Annotated in this window: 17 protein-coding genes, 16 tRNA genes and 2 rRNA genes; 6 read left to right on the top strand and 29 right to left on the bottom strand. The window is 42.5% G+C overall.

The genetic code is table 11. From position 1 onward, the window contains the following. Positions 1–113 precede the first annotated feature (113 nt). From ID12_RS09250 to ID12_RS09220, 6 genes are all read right to left on the bottom strand, one after another. Positions 114–326, bottom strand: a complete 213-nt coding sequence (locus tag ID12_RS09250) for a hypothetical protein (RefSeq protein WP_003211695.1) — start codon at positions 324–326, stop codon at positions 114–116. Between the two features lie 543 nt (positions 327–869). After that, positions 870–2,012, bottom strand: coding sequence for an FMNH2-dependent alkanesulfonate monooxygenase (gene ssuD / locus ID12_RS09240; protein WP_035392606.1), 1,143 nt, complete (start codon positions 2,010–2,012; stop codon positions 870–872). A gap of 14 nt (positions 2,013–2,026) precedes the next feature. Next, a complete protein-coding gene (locus tag ID12_RS09235; RefSeq protein WP_225310416.1) occupies positions 2,027–2,815 on the bottom strand; it encodes an ABC transporter permease in 789 nt (262 codons plus the stop codon). A gap of 44 nt (positions 2,816–2,859) precedes the next feature. Continuing rightward, the gene (locus ID12_RS09230) at positions 2,860–3,849 is read right to left on the bottom strand and encodes an aliphatic sulfonate ABC transporter substrate-binding protein (protein ID WP_035392610.1); all 990 of its coding nucleotides are present in this window, start codon (positions 3,847–3,849) and stop codon (positions 2,860–2,862) included. A 14-nt stretch (positions 3,850–3,863) separates the two neighbouring features. Further along, positions 3,864–4,631 (bottom strand): ABC transporter ATP-binding protein, encoded by a 768-nt coding sequence (locus tag ID12_RS09225; protein ID WP_035392611.1) that lies wholly within the window; start codon positions 4,629–4,631, stop codon positions 3,864–3,866. 163 nt (positions 4,632–4,794) lie between these two features. Next, positions 4,795–4,950 (bottom strand): FbpB family small basic protein, encoded by a 156-nt coding sequence (locus tag ID12_RS09220; protein ID WP_019743964.1) that lies wholly within the window; start codon positions 4,948–4,950, stop codon positions 4,795–4,797. A 265-nt stretch (positions 4,951–5,215) separates the two neighbouring features. Between ID12_RS09220 and ID12_RS09215 the strand changes: the two genes are divergently transcribed. Continuing rightward, positions 5,216–6,508, top strand: a complete 1,293-nt coding sequence (locus ID12_RS09215; RefSeq protein WP_008349114.1) for a homocysteine synthase — start codon at positions 5,216–5,218, stop codon at positions 6,506–6,508. Between the two features lie 42 nt (positions 6,509–6,550). On the opposite strand, the gene lepB is transcribed toward ID12_RS09215, so the two are convergent. Beyond that, positions 6,551–7,117 carry a signal peptidase I gene (gene lepB, locus ID12_RS09210; protein ID WP_035392614.1) on the bottom strand — a complete coding sequence of 189 codons (567 nt, stop codon included), beginning with the start codon at positions 7,115–7,117 and terminating at the stop codon, positions 6,551–6,553. A gap of 156 nt (positions 7,118–7,273) precedes the next feature. Next, entirely contained in the window at positions 7,274–9,217 is a 1,944-nt protein-coding gene (gene ltaS / locus ID12_RS09205; RefSeq protein ID WP_050827084.1) for a lipoteichoic acid synthase, read from the bottom strand. Between the two features lie 534 nt (positions 9,218–9,751). On the opposite strand from ltaS, the gene ID12_RS09200 reads away from it, so the two are divergent. The 5 genes from ID12_RS09200 to ID12_RS09180 all read left to right on the top strand — a co-directional run bounded on the left by ID12_RS09200 (position 9,752) and on the right by ID12_RS09180 (position 12,546). Continuing rightward, complete coding sequence (locus ID12_RS09200; RefSeq protein ID WP_050827083.1) at positions 9,752–10,555, top strand: DUF2262 domain-containing protein; 804 nt, start codon at positions 9,752–9,754, stop codon at positions 10,553–10,555. Between the two features lie 18 nt (positions 10,556–10,573). After that, entirely contained in the window at positions 10,574–11,263 is a 690-nt protein-coding gene (locus tag ID12_RS09195) for a DUF1963 domain-containing protein (RefSeq protein WP_035392619.1), read from the top strand. A 63-nt stretch (positions 11,264–11,326) separates the two neighbouring features. Beyond that, positions 11,327–11,620 (top strand): hypothetical protein, encoded by a 294-nt coding sequence (locus ID12_RS09190; protein WP_025206986.1) that lies wholly within the window; start codon positions 11,327–11,329, stop codon positions 11,618–11,620. 117 nt (positions 11,621–11,737) lie between these two features. Continuing rightward, complete coding sequence (locus ID12_RS09185) at positions 11,738–11,929, top strand: hypothetical protein (protein ID WP_017360392.1); 192 nt, start codon at positions 11,738–11,740, stop codon at positions 11,927–11,929. 71 nt (positions 11,930–12,000) lie between these two features. After that, positions 12,001–12,546, top strand: a complete 546-nt coding sequence (locus ID12_RS09180; protein WP_035392621.1) for a histidine phosphatase family protein — start codon at positions 12,001–12,003, stop codon at positions 12,544–12,546. A gap of 42 nt (positions 12,547–12,588) precedes the next feature. Here the strand turns inward: ID12_RS09180 and ID12_RS09175 are convergent, their stop codons facing one another. The 21 genes from ID12_RS09175 to ID12_RS09075 all read right to left on the bottom strand — a co-directional run bounded on the left by ID12_RS09175 (position 12,589) and on the right by ID12_RS09075 (position 19,943). Beyond that, positions 12,589–13,293 (bottom strand): hypothetical protein, encoded by a 705-nt coding sequence (locus ID12_RS09175; RefSeq protein ID WP_035392623.1) that lies wholly within the window; start codon positions 13,291–13,293, stop codon positions 12,589–12,591. Between the two features lie 119 nt (positions 13,294–13,412). Beyond that, positions 13,413–14,207, bottom strand: coding sequence for a phosphotransferase (locus ID12_RS09170; protein ID WP_050827082.1), 795 nt, complete (start codon positions 14,205–14,207; stop codon positions 13,413–13,415). Between the two features lie 415 nt (positions 14,208–14,622). Further along, positions 14,623–15,048 (bottom strand): hypothetical protein, encoded by a 426-nt coding sequence (locus ID12_RS09165; RefSeq protein WP_035392628.1) that lies wholly within the window; start codon positions 15,046–15,048, stop codon positions 14,623–14,625. Positions 15,049–15,302: 254 nt separating this feature from the next. After that, positions 15,303–15,384: transfer RNA gene (locus ID12_RS09160), tRNA-Leu, on the bottom strand. A gap of 38 nt (positions 15,385–15,422) precedes the next feature. Continuing rightward, a tRNA-Leu gene (locus ID12_RS09155) sits at positions 15,423–15,511 on the bottom strand. A gap of 14 nt (positions 15,512–15,525) precedes the next feature. Beyond that, positions 15,526–15,596 (bottom strand) — tRNA-Cys (locus ID12_RS09150). Positions 15,597–15,601: 5 nt separating this feature from the next. Then, positions 15,602–15,676, bottom strand: a tRNA-Gly gene (locus ID12_RS09145). A gap of 7 nt (positions 15,677–15,683) precedes the next feature. Further along, positions 15,684–15,755: transfer RNA gene (locus ID12_RS09140), tRNA-Gln, on the bottom strand. Between the two features lie 9 nt (positions 15,756–15,764). Beyond that, positions 15,765–15,840 (bottom strand) — tRNA-His (locus tag ID12_RS09135). 24 nt (positions 15,841–15,864) lie between these two features. Next, positions 15,865–15,938: transfer RNA gene (locus ID12_RS09130), tRNA-Trp, on the bottom strand. A 13-nt stretch (positions 15,939–15,951) separates the two neighbouring features. Then, positions 15,952–16,036, bottom strand: a tRNA-Tyr gene (locus ID12_RS09125). A gap of 15 nt (positions 16,037–16,051) precedes the next feature. Continuing rightward, positions 16,052–16,124, bottom strand: a tRNA-Thr gene (locus tag ID12_RS09120). Positions 16,125–16,130: 6 nt separating this feature from the next. Then, positions 16,131–16,206 (bottom strand) — tRNA-Phe (locus ID12_RS09115). 19 nt (positions 16,207–16,225) lie between these two features. Then, positions 16,226–16,302 (bottom strand) — tRNA-Asp (locus ID12_RS09110). A 14-nt stretch (positions 16,303–16,316) separates the two neighbouring features. Next, positions 16,317–16,393: transfer RNA gene (locus ID12_RS09105), tRNA-Met, on the bottom strand. A gap of 15 nt (positions 16,394–16,408) precedes the next feature. Then, positions 16,409–16,484, bottom strand: a tRNA-Val gene (locus ID12_RS09100). A gap of 32 nt (positions 16,485–16,516) precedes the next feature. Next, positions 16,517–16,591 (bottom strand) — tRNA-Glu (locus ID12_RS09095). A 17-nt stretch (positions 16,592–16,608) separates the two neighbouring features. After that, positions 16,609–16,699 (bottom strand) — tRNA-Ser (locus ID12_RS09090). Positions 16,700–16,703: 4 nt separating this feature from the next. Continuing rightward, positions 16,704–16,778 (bottom strand) — tRNA-Asn (locus ID12_RS09085). Between the two features lie 9 nt (positions 16,779–16,787). Continuing rightward, a 5S ribosomal RNA gene (gene rrf / locus ID12_RS09080) occupies positions 16,788–16,903 on the bottom strand. 110 nt (positions 16,904–17,013) lie between these two features. Next, a 23S ribosomal RNA gene (locus ID12_RS09075) occupies positions 17,014–19,943 on the bottom strand. Positions 19,944–19,997: the final 54 nt, after the last annotated feature.

Raw genomic sequence — 19,997 nt, 5'->3', positions numbered from 1 at the left:
AACCTCCAAGTGTCTGCATATTCTTTAAAAACAGATCAGGCTAAACCGCCCGCCACAGACGGTTTAGCCCTGGTGTCTTATCTAAGAAGTAAAAAGATGAATCCTAAGTATAGCTACTTACATTCAATTTGGACTTTTAAGCCACTTTCCCACTGAACGGCTCCTGTAAAGCTACCCTTGCCGTTTGCTAAACACCAAACTGCTGCTCCTAGAACAACTGTTGCTCCCAATCCAAGAAGGACAGCAACAAATACTAAGAACCAAGCTTGGTCCATAATAGCAGGTTCCATAGTGGAATAGTCAACTTGCGGCGCTGCATAAGTCATACTTTTCACCTCCCAGCTTATGATGATCGTATCATAGGCGTCACACTCCAAACATCAACAGAAGATCCCATTTTTGACCGAACATATTTTCGTGTAAAATGTGACTTTTTATTCAATTGTTCATGTTCAACTGTATAAATTCTCCCTTTTTTACTATTTTTCACCACAACATAAGAACCACAAAACCCAAATATTGTCAATAAATCCATCTTTTTTCTGCCTTTTTTCAAATAGTTCATTTTCATCATCTCTTCTATTTAATCTTTCATTTTTTTGAGATAGAAAGAATTCCCCCGATATATCAGATATAAAAGTCCTAATTATATGTCGTTAACACATCAAATACGACATATTAACTGATAATTCCGACAAAAGAGTGAGCATATTTTCCTTCTTCTCTTGTCTCTTAAAATATGTATATACAAGAAATTCTGTTGGGAAAAAAGCCCTTGCCTTCTTCCACAGCACATATCATTTTACTTGCATCTCTTTCTATAAAAAAAGCAAAGCAGCCCGACACAAGTATGACTGCTTTGCTTTCATTTATGAGGAACTTGCAGCAGAGGCTGTATCAGGAAAGTAATTGTTCCCAATAATTTCACCAGCAGGAACGTGTGGTCCTGCATCACCATTTCTTTTAAATGGGAGAAGCGGGAAAACAAGTTCTGCTAAATAATAAGATTCTTCTAAGTGCGGATAACCAGAAAAGATAAATGTATCAATACCTAGAGACTGATATTCTATTATACGTTCTGCTACTGTATGCGGGTCCCCGACGAGCGCTGTTCCTGCCCCGCCTCTAACTAAGCCAATGCCTGCCCAAAGATTAGGGCTAATTTCAAGCTTCTCTTTATTCCCTTGATGTAATTCAACCATTCGTTTTTGCCCTACTGAGTCCATCCCTTGTAAAGTCTTTTGCGCCTCATCAATAGTCTCTTGATCTAAATGACGAATCAGATGTTCCGCTGCCTGCCAAGCTTCATCTTCCGTTTCTCTCACGATCACATGAAGTCGAATACCAAACCTCACCGTTCTTCCTTCCTTTTCAGCCTGCTTTTTCACTTGTGCGATTTTCTCTTTTACTTGTGCAGGCGGCTCGCCCCAAGTTAAATAAACATCTGTATGTTTTGCAGCGGCTTGAATGCCTGCTTCTGATGATCCTCCAAAAAAAACGGGTGGATGTGGTGTTTGAGCTGGTGGAAATAGCAGACGTCCATTTTGTGCTTGCAGATGCTTCCCTTGAAACTGAACATTCTCTCCTTTCAATAACCGCTTCCAGATGGTCAAAAATTCTTCTGTTGCCTCATAGCGTTCATCATGAGAAATGAATAGCCCGTCTCCTTCAAGTTCTTCTTTACTTCCTCCCGCTACAACATTGATCAGCAGTCTCCCGCCTGAAAGCCGATCAAATGTGGAGGTCATTCTAGCAGCAACAGACGGCTGCATCAACCCTGGCCGAAGAGCCACAAGAAACTTTAAATGAGTTGTTTCTGCAGCTAAAGCGGTCGCTGTCAGCCATGGATCTTCACAAGATCTACCAGTAGGCAGCAAGACCCCTGTGTACCCAAGCTGATCGGCAGCTTGAGCAATTTGTTTAAAATACGGATAGTCTGCCTGTCTTGCCCCTTTCGATGATCCTAAATAACGCCCATCCCCATGCGTTGGAATAAACCATAGAATATTCATCATATCGCCTCCTGTTATTTTTCACCTTGATAACTTGTGCGCCATTTGAGCAGTCGCTTTTCTAACAGCCGTACAAATGAATCAGTCATCTTACCAACTACCGCAAAGATGATAATCCCTACAAACACTTTATCCGTTTGCGAGAATTGTCTTGCATCCATAATCATGTAGCCAACTCCACTACTCGACCCCATCAATTCAGCCACCACTAAACCAAGCCAGGCAATGCCTAATGAAAGCCTCACGCCCAGAAGAATATGAGGAAGGGCAGCAGGTAAAATGAGCTTTGTGATATTTTGATACAGATTAAACTCTAAAGCGCGAGCCACATCGAACAGCTTGTTATCTACACTGCGAATTCCTAGAAAAGTATTGATATAGATCGGAAAAAAAGCCCCAAGTGCAATCAATAAAATTTTCGCTGATTCATCAAAACCAAACCAAAGAATAAATAAAGGAGTCACCGCTAAATGAGGAACTGTTCTCAGCATTTGCAAGGTCGGATCTACATACTGCTCGGTTTTCCTAGAAAAACCGACACACAGACCCATCGCAAGTCCTAAACCTCCCCCAAGTAAAAACCCGCATATTGCTCTGTAGAGACTGATGTAAAGATGGCCAAACAGCTCACCGGAACGAATCAACTCACGAAAAGATTCCGCAATGACAGTGGGTGCAGGTAGTACAGTAGAAGAAACGATTTGGGAAGCAGCAGCTCCCTGCCAAATCGCAATGAGTAAAGCAGGTAATACAAGTCCTTTTAACATGATGAAGGATGAAGCTTTTCTCCTTTTTTTCTTCATTCGCTCAGTTTTAGTCACAAGGGCTGGGTTAGATGCAGCTTTCATCAACTCTTCTCCTCTTTCAGCATTTTTTCAATAAACGAATTATCTACCACCTGATTGACATCAATCTTCCGCTGAATCGCCTTTGTTTGATATTGAAAATCAGCTGTATGCTGCTGGGCGTTTATGATCTTCTTAGAAATGGGCTCATTGAGCGGCTCTGTATTGTTTAATACTTGTGTCACCACCTTCTGATCTAATTGTTTCAAACGAGCATAAAGTGTAATGGCTTCCTGTTGATGGTCTTTCTGCCATTTCACCGCTTTGTCATATACTTTTAAAAATTGCACCACTAGTTCAGGGTACTCATCGGCAAACTTGGTTCTGACAAGTGTGAATCCAGGTGAATATAAATCGGTCGCTTCTCCATTAACCAGTAGCTTTGCTCCCTTTTCTATCGTTTCAAGTGATAAGAACGGCTCCCAGATCGACCAAGCATCAACTGATCCATTTTCAAACGCAGATATTGCCTCATCCGGCTGAAGCTGAATGATCTGAACATCCTTTGCAGATAAACCAGCCTGATCTAATACTTTGTATAAAAAGTCAAAACCACTGCTTCCTTTGGCAACGGCGATTTTTTTCCCTTTTAAATCTTCTACTTTTTGAATCTCACTGTTCTTATTCACTAAAATCCCATTCGCCTTTAACCCATCCTGAGATAAACCAATTTCCTTAAAATCAATACCTGCTGCCTGACCAGCTATAACAGGTGAATTACCAACCTGTGAAAAATCTAATTGATTGGCGGCGAGCCCTTCGAATTGGGGAGGACCACTTTGGAACTCCACCCACTTGACTTTCATACCTTCTTTTTCAAATGATTGCTCAAACCACCCTTTTTCCTTTGCTAAAAGAAGTGGGCTTAGACTTTGCTGAATCCCAATCCGAACCTCTTTCGGCTTGTCTTCTGATCCATTCGCTGCTTGACCACACCCAGCTAATACAAGGAGGATACCCAGAAAGAGAACGATCCTTTTTTGCCTTTTCATTCGATTTGACCTCCTTAAATTCCTGAGCCATTCGTCAGTAACAGCTCATCTGTTTTCTCAAATTCTGAAAGCACCTTTTGTCTTAAGCTCTGAAAAGCTGTTGACGTTCTATTCCTCGGGAATGGTAAGTTCACGGGAAGGATTTTATGAATTCGGCCGGGTCTTGCTTGTAACAGCACAATTTCATTGGCTAAATAAATGGATTCGTCAATATCATGAGTGACAAGCACCATCGTTGTTCTTTTCTCCTGCCAAATATCCAGCAGCACATCCTGTAAGTGTTTCCGTGTAAATGCATCTAGCGCACCAAAAGGTTCATCAAGCAATAAAATCTCCGGATCACGCAGGAGTGCTCTTGCAATAGCAACACGTTGTGACATCCCGCCTGAAAGCTCATGTGGATAGGCGTGTTCAAAACCTTTTAACCGAACAATTTCAATTAATTCATCCACTTTGCGGCGAACAGCCACCTGTTTTAAATTGAAATTGGCAGCGATATTTTCTTCGACCGTCAGCCATGGAAACAAGCGATGCTCTTGAAAGATAAAGCCCTGTTTCATTCCTGGTTCTACCACACGCCTTTCTCCTATCACGATCTGCCCATCATAATCTGTATCAAGCCCTCCAATCATCTTCATCAATGTACTTTTCCCGCAACCGCTCGGACCAATCACCGTCACGAATTCACCAGGAACGATGGTGAACCTTACGTTTTCAAGCACTTGAATGGTTTGTTTGTCTTTCCAAAAAGACTTATCCACAATATCAACGGAAATAGTCAATGCAAGTTCACTCCTCTTGTCATCAGATAGATACACAGAAAGGCCCTTATCCCAAAAATAGAGATAAGAGCCTTCGTGTTGTCCGATCAGCTATTCATATTGAGTTGTTAGCACCATCCTAAATCATATTATTCCTATAAATCAACTGTATTTTATAAAATAGTTATTTCGACCTTGTATGCTTTTCATCAATACGATCGTAAATGGCTTCTATTCGTTCTTGATTGCTGTAAATCTCATATTTGTTTCGCTCAATCAAAATGTCTAATGTGATATCCAAATGTTTTCTGTATTTTTTTCGTTTTTTCTTTTTCTCCATCTTCAACTTCCCTCCTGATTAAAATAAAAAAAGGCCCTTCACTCATGCTTGAGTGAACGAGCCTTCGGTTGACCGATCAGCGATTCTTGTTGGTATTTTCAGTATGCTTATGTTAATACATACTATTCCGACATGTCAACTATATTTATTGTTTTTTCAGATTTATCTAAAAAATGATTGACCGGGCAGTAAACAAGATTTATAGTCTTATTAAATATTTCTTATTAAAGTAGTTGGTTTTATCTAACAAAAGGAGGATACACACATGTCAGAAGAACTTCAATTTCGTTTAGAAACAAAAGCAATACACGCAGGTCAAGAACTGGATTCAGCCACCTATTCAAGAGCTGTACCTATTTACCAAACAAGCTCTTTCGGTTTTAGAGATAGTGAGCATGCGGCGAATTTATTCGGACTTCAGGAACCCGGTAATATTTATTCACGTATTATGAACCCGACAAATGATGTGTTTGAAAAACGGATCGCTGAGCTTGAAGGTGGAATTGGTGCACTTGCTGTCTCCTCAGGACAAGCAGCGACCACTTACTCCATTTTAAACATTGCAGGAGCTGGTGACGAAATCGTATCCTCCAGCAGTCTGTATGGCGGCACATATAATTTATTTGCTCATACCTTGAAAAAGCTTGGAATAACAGTAAAGTTTGTGGATTCCTCAAACCTTGAAGAACTTGAAGCAGCCATTACAGATAAAACAAAAGCAGTGTATGCAGAGAGCATCGGAAATCCAAAAGGCGACATTTTACATATTGAAGCCGTATCAGCCATTGCACACAAGCACCATATCCCTCTAATTGTGGATAACACACTTGCCAGCCCTTATTTGTTAAGACCGATTGAATTTGGTGCAGACATTGTTGTCCATTCAGCGACGAAATTCATCGGCGGCCATGGCACATCCATTGGCGGAGTCATCGTCGACAGCGGCAAGTTTCCTTGGAGTGATAGTGATAAGTTCAAAGGCCTGACGGAACCAGACCCTAGCTATCATGGTCTGACGTATACAGAAGCGATTGGCGAAGCAGCTTATATCACAAAAGCACGTGTACAGCTCTTACGTGATCTAGGGGCGGCTTTATCACCATTCAACTCATTTTTACTCTTGCAAGGCTTAGAAACATTGCATCTTCGCCTTGAACGCCACAGTGAAAATGCATTGAAGACAGCACAATTTTTACAAGATCATCCTCTTGTAGAATGGGTCAGCTATCCAGGTCTTGAAGGCCATGAATCCTTTGAGCTGGCTCAAACTTATTTACCAAAAGGGCAAGGCGCCATCCTTACATTCGGCATTAAAGGTGGTAAAGACGCAGGAAAAAAACTCATTGATTCGGTTCAGCTTTTCTCACATCTTGCAAACGTAGGCGACTCTAAGTCACTCATCATCCACCCTGCCAGCACAACGCATCAGCAATTAAGTGAAGCAGAGCAAAAAGCCACAGGGGTGACACCAGAACTTATTCGTTTATCTGTTGGAACAGAAGCGATTGAAGATATTCTGGCAGATCTAGAACAGGCGATTTCAAAAAGCCAGTCTTAACCAAACAAAAAAAGCACACACCTGTGTGCTTTTTCTTATTGGTTAGTGATTGATTAATCGAATATCTTGGAAGGGATAAAACACGAATGATGTTGTCCCTTGAATGTCACTCTTTGTAAAAAGACCTAAACCGTTGCGGCTGTCCATAGAGTTTTGGCGATTGTCACCCATGACAAAGTACTTTCCTTTAGGGACTGTAAGAGGGCCAAAATCAGGTGTCAGCAAGGTGCCATCTGCGGCAGCTTTCTTTTTGTTTGATGCTAAATAAGGCTCCGCCACTTTTTGACCGTTCACATATAGCTGGTCATTTTTCATTTCGATTTTATCACCAGGTAAACCAATCAATCGTTTCACATAGTGAGTACTACGCTCTTCCCCATCAAGAACAATGATTTGTCCGCGTTTATAATCGCCAAAGTAATCGACTGTTTTATTCACAAACACCCGCTCTGTATTATGCAGTGTCGGTTCCATAGAAGTCCCCTTCACAATATACGGTGCGAATAAAAAGTTACGAATGATAAAAACAGCAATAAATGCGATTAAGATGGCTTTGATCCAGCCCCATAATTCTGATTTCTTTTTTTGTGTTTTTGTATTTGTTGTCATAAGCTCCTCCTGAAATCCCCTAGGACAAAATGAGTTATCGCCAGCTGACCGCTAGCGCCACGCTTGTTTCTCCCTAAATATAAACATATTTTGCCAACAAATCAAGCTGTAAGAGAGAAAAAGGCAAGCACCTTTCTGTGCTTGCCCAAAACTCAGTTAGTTAGCAGAAGAATCCGCTTCTGTCTCTTTGTTTGTTTTACCATAGAAATAATCAGATGGATTCACTGGTTTAAAATCAGATAGCTTATGGAATCGAAGAAGATCCCTGTACAGTACTTTATCTGACAGGCTTAACTGATTATCAACACGGGCTTTAATCGTTTCTGTCTTTTTGTTTTGTTTCACCACTTTACCCGTTTTTGTATCGTAGACCGTATTATCTACAAGGGTATATTTTGGTGTCACATAGTTTCCGTTACGGAATGCAACAGTTTGATCATGCTTCTTAGAGAATAAATCTGTTCCAAAATTCACGTACTCATTTGAATCAATACCTTGTAAGTGAAGAAGCGTTGGCATCACGTCTACTTCACCGCCATACGTATGATTCACGCCGCCTTGTTTCCCAGGGATCCGAATCATGAGCGGTACACGCTGATTTTGAGCATTTTGATATGGCGTAATTTCTTTCCCTTGAATCTCACTCATTGCACGGTTATGGTTCTCAGAAATACCGTTATGATCACCATATAATAGAATCACTGAGTCTTTATACAGACCCGATTTTTTCAAGTCCTTAAAGAATTGTTCTAATGACTCATCCAAGTATCTCGCTGTTTGGAAATAATTATCCACTGTTTTATCGCCAGTTGTTGCCTTAGCGATTGTCGCATCTTTCTCATCTAAATTAAATGGATAATGGTTGGTCAATGTCATTAAGTGTGCATAAAATGGCTTTTTCATTGATTCTAACATTGGGATTGATTCTTTAAAGAATGGTTTATCCTTCAGACCCATGTTTACAAGGTTTTCTTCATCCATGTTGTAATAAGATGCATCGAAGAATTGATCAATTCCCATATGTTTATAAATCGTGTCACGGTTCCAGAAAGATTTATAATCCCCGTGAAGCACTGCACTCGTATAGCCTGCTTTTTGATCTAAGATGGCAGGAAGTGATTGGAAGGTATTTTCACCTTTTGTCACAAACGCTGCACCCTCTGGTAAGCCAAACATACTATTATCCATCATCAGCTCAGCATCAGAAGTCTTCCCTTGACCAGTCTGGTGGAAGAAGTTATCAAAATACGTAAAATCTTCTTTTCCATGAGCTAGTTTGTTTAAAAACGGCGTCACTTCTTCTCCATTTAACTTGTAGTCAATTAAAAATGACTGGAAGCTTTCTAAATGGATTTTGATGATGTTTTTCCCTTTAGCTTGACCAAAGTATTCTGCATTTGGTTTCGCATAGTGAGAAGTCGTATAGTTCACGACATCCGTTAAATCATCACTACTCGCATTTGCTACCTGCGTTGCATTTTGTGCGGTTTGCACGCCGTCATAAATCGCATAGTTATAAACACCTAAATATTTCACAATGTACTTATGATCAAATGTTCTCGTCAATAATTCTGGACGATCTTTTTCAGCTAAGTGTAGGTTAACGAAGAACAGTCCAACACCTGCAGCCACAATCAGCAGTGCGAAAGTTTTTTTCATTTGGAACTTCTTCACTTCTGGTCTCCAAATGACAATGGCAATTAAAATGATGATATCTAAGAAGTACAAAAGGTCATGCGGCTTAATACTTGCTAATACACCGCCAGTCATACCTCCCCCAAGATTACCGGCTTGTTTCATTGTCGGGAATGTTAAAAAATCATCAAAGAAACGATAGTACGCTACATTCGCATATAAAAGTGCGGTCATAATAAAATCAATGACAATTAAAGCAATGGCCGATTTACGCCCCTTCAAAAAGAGAGCAAGTCCTAAAAACACGATGGCTGAACTGAATGGATTTAATAAGAGAAGACCCTCTTGAAAAGATCCCTTCACTCCTAAATTAAAGTCCATTTTGTAGGCTGTGTACGATTTTGCCCAAAATAAAAGGACAGCCAAAACAAAAAAGCTATATTTGTTCGCAAATATTTTTTTCATAAAACCTCTTCTTTCTTATTTTCGATCTGATATAAATGAAATCATAAAAAATTTACATTGATTTTGCAAATGTAAATCTTCTGCACCAAGCATTCCGATGCTCTTTTATCCGCAGGTTACATGTGCTCCTTTAATATAACGAATAAGAAGCATCATAAGTTTCAAAAAAAATACGAGTAAATAAAAGGAAAAATATCCATTTACATTAAATTTACTGCCGCTTCATGTTTCAGAGAATGATGAAGGTTTTGTAAATCACTCAGTACTACTTTACTTTTTTCATCTAATCGTGTCAAAGTAATTATAAAGAAAAGGAAGAATCACCTAGGCTTTTCGACTCACTTAGCCAAATTTATACAAAATCCGAACCGATTTGCTTTTTTATTGTGACTCAACCTCCAGCAATCCATGTATCCTCTCTGTTGCCACAAACCTAAAAAACAGTTTTAAGCAAAAAAAGCTTGATTTCCCCTGCCAATGTACGGTGTGATAAAGATATAGCTCCATCAAATAAATCAAGCTGGGGGACATCCTATGAAATCAAACAAACAAATCAACATATTTGAACAAAGATTCTCAGAAGAAGTGATAGACATCATGGCTGTTACAGGACCTTCTGGAGTCGGCGCAGGAAAAGCTGGAAAAGAAACTTTTTGGACTGCTTCAATCCCGCTCATTGCATGGAAGGAAAAAGACCGCATCATAACCGAAAAAGTGAGACTGTGCTGGTTAACAGATGACAAGGGATTACGAGAAAAACAAGCGCAATTACATAAAGAATCTATCGTCACACTTCAAGTACGTAAAGGTGAAGGTGAATTTATGCTCGTTTCACTTGTTGATACAGATGCTGAAGATAAGGAACTTCAAGAAATATTAGAAGAAGCTCAACAACCTATCTTTTACCACGATGACAAGCTGGGTACCTTTGAATTAGTGAAAGGACTAGACTTATTTGAAACAACCATCCAGTGGGGCAATGAGGAGTGCCTACTTTACTTCAACCTTGAAGAAGAGGAAGAAATGAATGACTCTCTGAAAACGGCTAGACAACTCGTAGAAGAGCAGACAACATGGGATGCCTCCATGAAGTCATATGCAGCGAATCAGCTGATTGAACTAGCAAAAGATTGGCAGGAACAAGACGTCTCCGCTGAAAATTCAGAAGAGATCACACCGGATCAATTTATCAGCCGCATCTCTCTTGAAAGCCTCCATGCTTATCCAAATGGAGAATTCGAAGCCTACTATCATGACGGAGATTTATTTTGGGGACATGTCATCATTGTCTCTGGCAATATGAATGGAACGTTTCAAGATGCACACATTGCTGGCTAAAGAATGGGGGATGGATAAATGAAGATCAAAGCTTTTGACGAATTAAATCAACTAGGAAAAACACCTATTGTAGCCAAAATAGGCGGGTTTCGCCCTGATCCATCTAAGTACAGTTGGTTTGCTGGTCATTTTTTCATCCAACGTAATAAAGGGTGGCCGGCAGATCAAGATGGAGCTATGATTCCCATTTTACAAATGTATTTACCCGAAGTACCAGGGGGAATGAATGGCTTTGATGAATGTAAGATGATTCAAATTTTCATCAACAAGAAAACCCTTCCGATCGATATCGCCAAAAACGGTGATGGCTGGAAACTCATTGAATATTCATCAATGGAAGGATTAGAAATCGCTGAGACCCCTGAAGACGTGAAAGGAATGAAACCTTTCCAGATAGAGTGGCTCGAAGGGGAACAACCGGATTATCCATGCTGGGAGGAAGCTTGGTCATACGTTGACTTATCAGAGGTTAATGAAAGTCAAGAAGCGTCAGATTATTTCTTCGAGCATTACTCAAACTACTCATTCACAAAAATCGGTGGATACGGAGCTTACATCCAATCTCCTCCCCACCAGATGTCAGGAGAATTCATGCTGCAAATCGCCTCTGAAGAAAAACCTCGGTTCATGATTGGTGATAACGGCACGATGTATTTCTATTACGACAAAGACAATAAAGAATGGTTCATGCACTGGGATTGTTTTTAAACTGATTGAATGGAACCTTTCCCCTTTCTAACCGTAATAAACGATATGAAGGGGGCCAGAGGTATGGGATTCATTTTAGACATCTTCAATCTTGCTCTGTATATCCCTTTTTTACAGGTAGATGAAGATGATATATCACGGAATGCAGCACAGCTAAAAAAATACAGCTGGTTTCAAGCGTTATTAAGTGAACAAACGAGCAGAGAGCTGATCATTTATAATCAAGGAGTCCGCCGTGTAATTGGTCAATTTAAGACGAGTAAACTCCATAAGAAGCCATACAACATCAGATGCAAACGAAAGGTACAACAAGCCATACACCGTGCCATGTCAAAACACGGAAAGATCCGCACTTAGCTGTGGCTCTTTCCGTACAAATGTAATAAATCCTTTTGAAGAAAACAATTGACGCTCGGACAACTCTCCCCGTATATTATGTATAAATCCATCTTTTTTTAGAAAAGGGGGCCTCACATGCGCTTGTTTAAGAACTGGAGAAAAAAGCAGCACAAACAGCCGATTACTTCAGAAACGCAAGAAGACAGCATCCCAATTAACTTTTCCACCCTTCCCTTTGGCACAGACACCATAGATGATTTTTTGTTCAACTTAGACCTAACCTCAAAACTGATAGATCCATACAAAGAAGCAGACACGAACAAATAGAACCTCAACTTTCGTGAACCCTCATCCAATATTGGATGATTTTTTTATACTTAGAGGAAGGTGTACCCCCTATGAAGACATATTATTTCGTCAGACACTGTCAAGCAGATGGACAATCCGAGGATGCGTCTTTAACGCCTCAAGGCATCACACAATCGCATGAACTCGCACAGTTTTTTTCCGGCATTCAGCTCAACCAGATCATCTCAAGTCCTTATAAACGAGCGATTCAAACCGCTGAGCCCCTTGCTTATGCCAAACAAATAAAGGTACAAATTGACAAACGGCTCTCTGAACGTAGGTTAAGCAGTCAACCAATGAAGGATTGGTATGAAAAACTAAAGCTCAGTTTTTCGGACTTGCATATGACCTGTGAAGGCGGAGAGTCGAGCCAAGAAGCGATGAATCGTATTGTAGAGGCACTCTATGAACAAATAAAATTAGGAAGAGATCATACTTTATTCGCCACTCATGGCAATATTATGAGCCTGCTTCTAAAACACGCCGATCCCGCAATTGGATTCAAGGAGTGGGAACAACTAAGCAATCCAGATGTCTACATCCTGAAATATTTTAAAGCAGACCATGTAGAAATAGAAAGAATATGGCATAAATAAAAAAGGCAGGGTTGACCCCAGCCTTTTTCTTATGAAAAACAACTATTGATTATAGTAAAATGTCTGTACCCACTCATAGGGCTTCTTACGATCCGCACACCATTTCACAAAGCCTCTTGTCTCCGTCTGCTGAAATTCCTTCCAGTCCGATAAAAGCTGGTTATAGTAGACTGCTAGTTTTTCAACATTGCTTTGAACATTTTTATCTTCGATCAGTTTCATGACATCTTGAATCCCTTGAATTCGCTCATGATCTTTCTCATAGGTGCTTAAATAAAGTTCTTCATGTATATGATGAAACGAATACCACAAAGCCGAGAAATAGGTTTCGCAAATTTGAACAATCACTCGCTGCTCTTTGCTGCCTCCCATCTCTAATGCCTTCAATAAATAGGGCAGACCTTCCCCCTGATGCACAAACAAGCCTTGCCAGCGATACGGTCTCACATCCATTGGATCAATATTTTCCCACTCTCGAAGAACAGGGTGGATCACCCCATGTACCAATGGATACACAAGCAAATGATGACCATCCTCAAAACGTTCAATGTAATCAAACAGCCAAACAACAAATGAACGCCGTGCTGTAAATTCGTTCTTATTCATCTCTTTAACAAAAGACTGAAGAACCTTTAACGCATCTTTACGCAGACCCTGTTCTTTCCTTACACAGTACTGTCTAAAAAGCGGATAATCATGTGATCGCTCATCTTCAATAATAGTCTGTAATATCGTCTTCATTTGCAAGATAACAACTCCGCCTCTTTACATTCATTTTATTGAACTATTATAACCAATTGTAACATCCACATGAAACTAGTAAAAAGATGAGTTGTCCTTTTTCTTTTATAAAACCCTTGGCATCCTCAAATCCATTCTTTTCTGTGTTCATGAATGAATTGTATGTCTTTTTGATAATGTTCAAGGTGCCCGTCATGAATCATTTTTTGAAAGGCTCTATCCCCTTCACTCGCTTTTCGCTTCATGTATTGACATAAACCTTCTAAACGCAGCAACACCATGTCCACATAATCTTCTGGTATTTCCTCACCATAAGCTTCAAAAAACAGTTTGACTCTATACTTTATATGGGCTGCATGCTCTGATGTATGATAATTTACGACCTCCCCTGTTTCAGTACGAAAAAACCTACTGAGAGGGACACATGTATAGAGAGTATATGCAATATCCCAAAGCCTTGGACCAGGGGCAGCTACATCAAAATCAATGATTCCCACTGGCTTTTTATTTTTGAAAATAATATTGTACATCGCAAAATCATTATGGCACACAACCTCTATGTTGTTAGGCGTATTGTCCATTCGTTCCCAATCGTCTGAAATGGGAAAATCACAAACAGCATCATGGTACAGTCTAAGCATTTTCGCTATTTCTTTTAAAGCATTGTGAGAGTACATGTATTCTTTTAAGGGATCATGACCGGCCTCACCTTCAATGAAGGACAAGATCTCTCTACCTTTTTCATCAACCCCCAAAAACGTTGGAGCATAGGAGAAATTCTTTTTTTCTAAATGCTTTAGCAGCTTTTGTATATTCATATTGTCTGACTTTACCTCTCTGCGAACCGTATCTCCTGAACGATATACGTTGGAGACATTTCCACCTGTCAATAACTCTTCATGATCATTTTGTTTTTTCATAAATTCTCCCCCAAACTGGGTCACAATGATGATGCAAGCTAAAGATGTGTATGTACCCACAAATATTCATTTAGTTACACAAAGGTAATTCACTGTTTTATGTGAATGTGCCAATCCATTCTGTTTCCTTATATGGTTAAATGTATCGTACCAAATGTTGCAAATCATCTAAAGTTTATTCTGTTAAAAGTAGTACATGCTCATTCTGTTCTAATAGGATTCTATTTTCATCTAAATAACTCATTTAAACCACAAAATAACGTTTCACCACGAGGGTGAAACGTTGGGTTCACGGTAAAAACCAAACTTTTAATAGATACCGGTGGCCGGAGTCGAACCGACACTCCGTGATAAATGATTCCAAAAAGGCAAGGTATACCCTCTTAAAGTAAAGCACCTGTTAATGAAATAAGAATTAAAGTTCTTCTTGATATATTGCTAATTTTATCGGCTTTAAAGTCAAAGGAATTTTAAACTCATGAATACTTTCAATATGATGAAAAAAATGATCTATATCGTCATAATCCATTGACCATTCTTCTACTACCTTTAACTTTTTTAACTCGCTTGTTGGTTTAAATAAAAATTCACAGTGCAGTTGTTCCATGTGAGAATAATCATCTTCTTCATAAATTGTAAACTGACGTACAAAATCAAGATGAAATAGTTCCTCTCCTGTAAAATCATAGACACCACACTGAAATAAAATTTCTTTATCTTCTTCGCCCTCAACGGTCTCCTTTGAAAAAGCCTTAAATGTTTCCCAAACCTTATTTATCTCATCGGTATCTTCACCGATGCTATCTTTAAGATAACTTTCAGCATTTTTAACCGTAATCATTACAACACCTCCTATGTACAATTGATCCAATCCATCTTCAATTGTCCTGCCCCTTTAGTTTAATCATAAGGTAACCATCAATAAAGTAAAAGTTAATCTCCTTTGAACACAATTTGAAGTAATTTTTTCGTGTGAAAAATCAGGTAAACAACAAATAAAAAAAGCCCTCCTACAATTTGTAGAAAGACGTTTTAAACGTTAATATTCTTTAATTCTTCTGTAATTGATGATAATAAAGAATATCTAAAACTAGATACCGGTGGCCGGGGTCGAACCGGCACTCCGTGAGGAACACGATTTTGAGTCGTGCGCGTCTGCCAATTCCGCCACACCGGCATGATCATTAAAGAGCGCAACTTATAATAAATAAAAAATGGTGCCGAGGGCCGGACTTGAACCGGCACGGTAGTCACCTACCGCAGGATTTTAAGTCCTGTGTGTCTGCCAATTCCACCACCCCGGCAGTCTTTTCAAAAAAGGCGACACCCGGATTTGAACCGGGGATAAAGGTTTTGCAGACCTCTGCCTTACCACTTGGCTATGCCGCCATAATTGGAGCGGAAGACGGGATTCGAACCCGCGACCCCCACCTTGGCAAGGTGGTGTTCTACCACTGAACTACTTCCGCATATCAACTGGGCTAGCTGGATTCGAACCAACGCATGACGGAGTCAAAGTCCGTTGCCTTACCGCTTGGCTATAGCCCAATAATAAAATGGGGCGATTGATGGGAATCGAACCCACGAGTGCCAGAGCCACAATCTGGTGCGTTAACCACTTCGCCACAACCGCCATAAATGTTATGAATCATATAATTGGCAGGGGCAGTAGGAATCGAACCCACACCGGAGGTTTTGGAGACCTCTGTTCTACCGTTAAACTATGCCCCTATGAAAATAAAAATGGTGGAGGGGGGCGGATTCGAACCGCCGAACCCGGAGGGAGCGGATTTACAGTCCGCCGCGTTTAGCCACTTCGCTACCCCTCCACATTTGAAAAACAGTGCCGGCAAGAGGACTTGAACCCCCAACCTACTGATTACAAGTCAGTTGCTCTACCAATTGAGCTACACCGGCAAATAGTGGTGGCTCGGGACGGAATCGAACCGCCGACACACGGATTTTCAGTCCGTTGCTCTACCAACTGAGCTACCGAGCCAAGTATTCTTTTTAAAAAATGGCGGTCCGGACGGGACTCGAACCCGCGACCTCCTGCGTGACAGGCAGGCATTCTAACCAACTGAACTACCGGACCAATAAAGAGAAATTTGGTTGCGGGGGCAGGATTTGAACCTGCGACCTTCGGGTTATGAGCCCGACGAGCTACCGAACTGCTCCACCCCGCGACGATATAAAAGATATGGTGGAGGATGACGGGCTCGAACCGCCGACCCTCTGCTTGTAAGGCAGATGCTCTCCCAGCTGAGCTAATCCTCCGAATAAAATGCTGGCATGTATTTCTATAAAAATGGTGACCCGTACGGGATTCGAACCCGTGTTACCGCCGTGAAAGGGCGGTGTCTTAACCGCTTGACCAACGGGCCCTTTATTATGTAAATTGTGGCGGAGAGCAAGGGATTCGAACCCTTGAGACGGGGTTACCGCCTACACGATTTCCAATCGTGCTCCTTCGGCCACTCGGACAGCTCTCCAAATTGGCTCCGCAGGTAGGATTCGAACCTACGACCGATCGGTTAACAGCCGATAGCTCTACCACTGAGCTACTGCGGAATGAAGAAAGCCTGGCGATGTCCTACTCTCACAGGGGGAAACCCCCAACTACCATCGGCGCTGAAGAGCTTAACTTCCGTGTTCGGTATGGGAACGGGTGTGACCTCTTCGCCATCATCACCAGACAATTTAGTGACAAAAGATATTATACTATGTATTACAAATAAATCAAGAGATATTTCAAAAAATGTTCTCTCAAAACTAGATAACAATGTTCATGCTTCACATTAGAATATAGGTTAAGTCCTCGATCTATTAGTATCTGTCAGCTCCACGTGTCACCACGCTTCCACCTCAGACCTATCAACCTGATCATCTTTCAGGGATCTTACTTCCTTGCGGAATGGGAAATCTCATCTTGAGGGGGGCTTCATGCTTAGATGCTTTCAGCACTTATCCCGTCCGCACATAGCTACCCAGCGATGCCCTTGGCAGAACAACTGGTACACCAGCGGTGCGTCCATCCCGGTCCTCTCGTACTAAGGACAGCTCCTCTCAAATTTCCTGCGCCCGCGACGGATAGGGACCGAACTGTCTCACGACGTTCTGAACCCAGCTCGCGTACCGCTTTAATGGGCGAACAGCCCAACCCTTGGGACCGACTACAGCCCCAGGATGCGATGAGCCGACATCGAGGTGCCAAACCTCCCCGTCGATGTGGACTCTTGGGGGAGATAAGCCTGTTATCCCCGGGGTAGCTTTTATCCGTTGAGCGATGGCCCTTCCATGCGGAACCACCGGATCACTAAGCCCGACTTTCGTCCCTGCTCGACTTGTAGGTCTCGCAGTCAAGCTCCCTTGTGCCTTTACACTCTGCGAATGATTTCCAACCATTCTGAGGGAACCTTTGGGCGCCTCCGTTACATTTTAGGAGGCGACCGCCCCAGTCAAACTGCCCACCTGACACTGTCTCCCTGCCCGATAAGGGCAGCGGGTTAGAAGGTCAATACAGCCAGGGTAGTATCCCACCGATGCCTCCACCGAAGCTAGCGCTCCGGTTTCCAAGGCTCCTACCTATCCTGTACAAGCTGTACCAACATTCAATATCAGGCTGCAGTAAAGCTCCACGGGGTCTTTCCGTCCTGTCGCGGGTAACCTGCATCTTCACAGGTACTATAATTTCACCGAGTCTCTCGTTGAGACAGTGCCCAGATCGTTGCGCCTTTCGTGCGGGTCGGAACTTACCCGACAAGGAATTTCGCTACCTTAGGACCGTTATAGTTACGGCCGCCGTTTACTGGGGCTTCAATTCGCACCTTCGCTTACGCTAAGCGCTCCTCTTAACCTTCCAGCACCGGGCAGGCGTCAGCCCCTATACTTCGCCTTACGGCTTCGCAGAGACCTGTGTTTTTGCTAAACAGTCGCCTGGGCCTATTCACTGCGGCTTCTCGGGGCTTTAACACCCTAAGAAGCACCCCTTCTCCCGAAGTTACGGGGTCATTTTGCCGAGTTCCTTAACGAGAGTTCTCTCGATCACCTTAGGATTCTCTCCTCGCCTACCTGTGTCGGTTTGCGGTACGGGCACCTCTCACCTCGCTAGAGGCTTTTCTTGGCAGTGTGGAATCAGGAACTTCGCTACTAAATTTCGCTCGCCATCACAGCTCAGCCTTCACGGGAAACGGATTTGCCTATTTCCCAGCCTAACTGCTTGGACGCGGATATCCAATACCGCGCTTACCCTATCCTCCTGCGTCCCCCATTGCTCAAATGGTGAGGAGGTGGTACAGGAATATCAACCTGTTGTCCATCGCCTACGCCTTTCGGCCTCGGCTTAGGTCCCGACTAACCCTGAGCGGACGAGCCTTCCTCAGGAAACCTTAGGCATTCGGTGGACGGGATTCTCACCCGTCTTTCGCTACTCATACCGGCATTCTCACTTCTAAGCGCTCCACCAGTCCTTCCGGTCTGACTTCACTGCACTTAGAACGCTCTCCTACCACTGTTCGTAAGAACAGTCCGCAGCTTCGGTGATACGTTTAGCCCCGGTACATTTTCGGCGCAGAGTCACTCGACCAGTGAGCTATTACGCACTCTTTAAATGGTGGCTGCTTCTAAGCCAACATCCTGGTTGTCTAAGCAACTCCACATCCTTTTCCACTTAACGTATACTTTGGGACCTTAGCTGGCGGTCTGGGCTGTTTCCCTTTCGACTACGGATCTTATCACTCGCAGTCTGACTCCCAAGGATAAGTCATCGGCATTCGGAGTTTGACTGAATTCGGTAACCCGGTAGGGGCCCCTAGTCCAATCAGTGCTCTACCTCCGAGACTCTTACCTTGAGGCTAGCCCTAAAGCTATTTCGGAGAGAACCAGCTATCTCCAGGTTCGATTGGCATTTCACCCCTACCCACACCTCATCCCCGCACTTTTCAACGTGCGTGGGTTCGGGCCTCCATTCAGTGTTACCTGAACTTCACCCTGGACATGGGTAGATCACCTGGTTTCGGGTCTACGACCACGTACTCATGCGCCCTATTCAGACTCGCTTTCGCTGCGGCTCCGCATCTTCTGCTTAACCTTGCACGGGATCGTAACTCGCCGGTTCATTCTACAAAAGGCACGCCATCACCCGTTAACGGGCTCTGACTACTTGTAGGCACACGGTTTCAGGATCTATTTCACTCCCCTTCCGGGGTGCTTTTCACCTTTCCCTCACGGTACTGGTTCACTATCGGTCACTAGGGAGTATTTAGCCTTGGGAGATGGTCCTCCCGGATTCCGACGGAATTTCACGTGTTCCGCCGTACTCAGGATCCACTCTGGAGAGAACAACATTTCAGTTACAGGGCTGTTACCTTCTTTGGCGGGCCTTTCCAGACCTCTTCGCTTATATCGTTCCTTTGTAACTCCGTATAGAGTGTCCTACAACCCCAAGAGGCAAGCCTCTTGGTTTGGGCTGTTCCCGTTTCGCTCGCCGCTACTCAGGGAATCGCATTTGCTTTCTCTTCCTCCGGGTACTTAGATGTTTCAGTTCCCCGGGTATGCCTTCTCATACTCTATGTATTCAAGTATGGATACTACTCCATTACGAGCAGTGGGTTTCCCCATTCGGAAATCTCCGGATCAAAGCTTGCTTACAGCTCCCCGAAGCATATCGGTGTTCGTCCCGTCCTTCATCGGCTCCTAGTGCCAAGGCATCCACCGTGCGCCCTTTCTAACTTAACCATTTCTTACTTTAGAAAGAATCACTATGTGTGATGAACTTTGCATTGCATTCAA

It is taken from the genome of Bacillus altitudinis, assembly GCF_001191605.1.
GTDB classification, from domain to species: Bacteria; Bacillota; Bacilli; order Bacillales; family Bacillaceae; genus Bacillus; species Bacillus altitudinis.
This window is presented reverse-complemented; position numbering and strand designations above follow the sequence as displayed.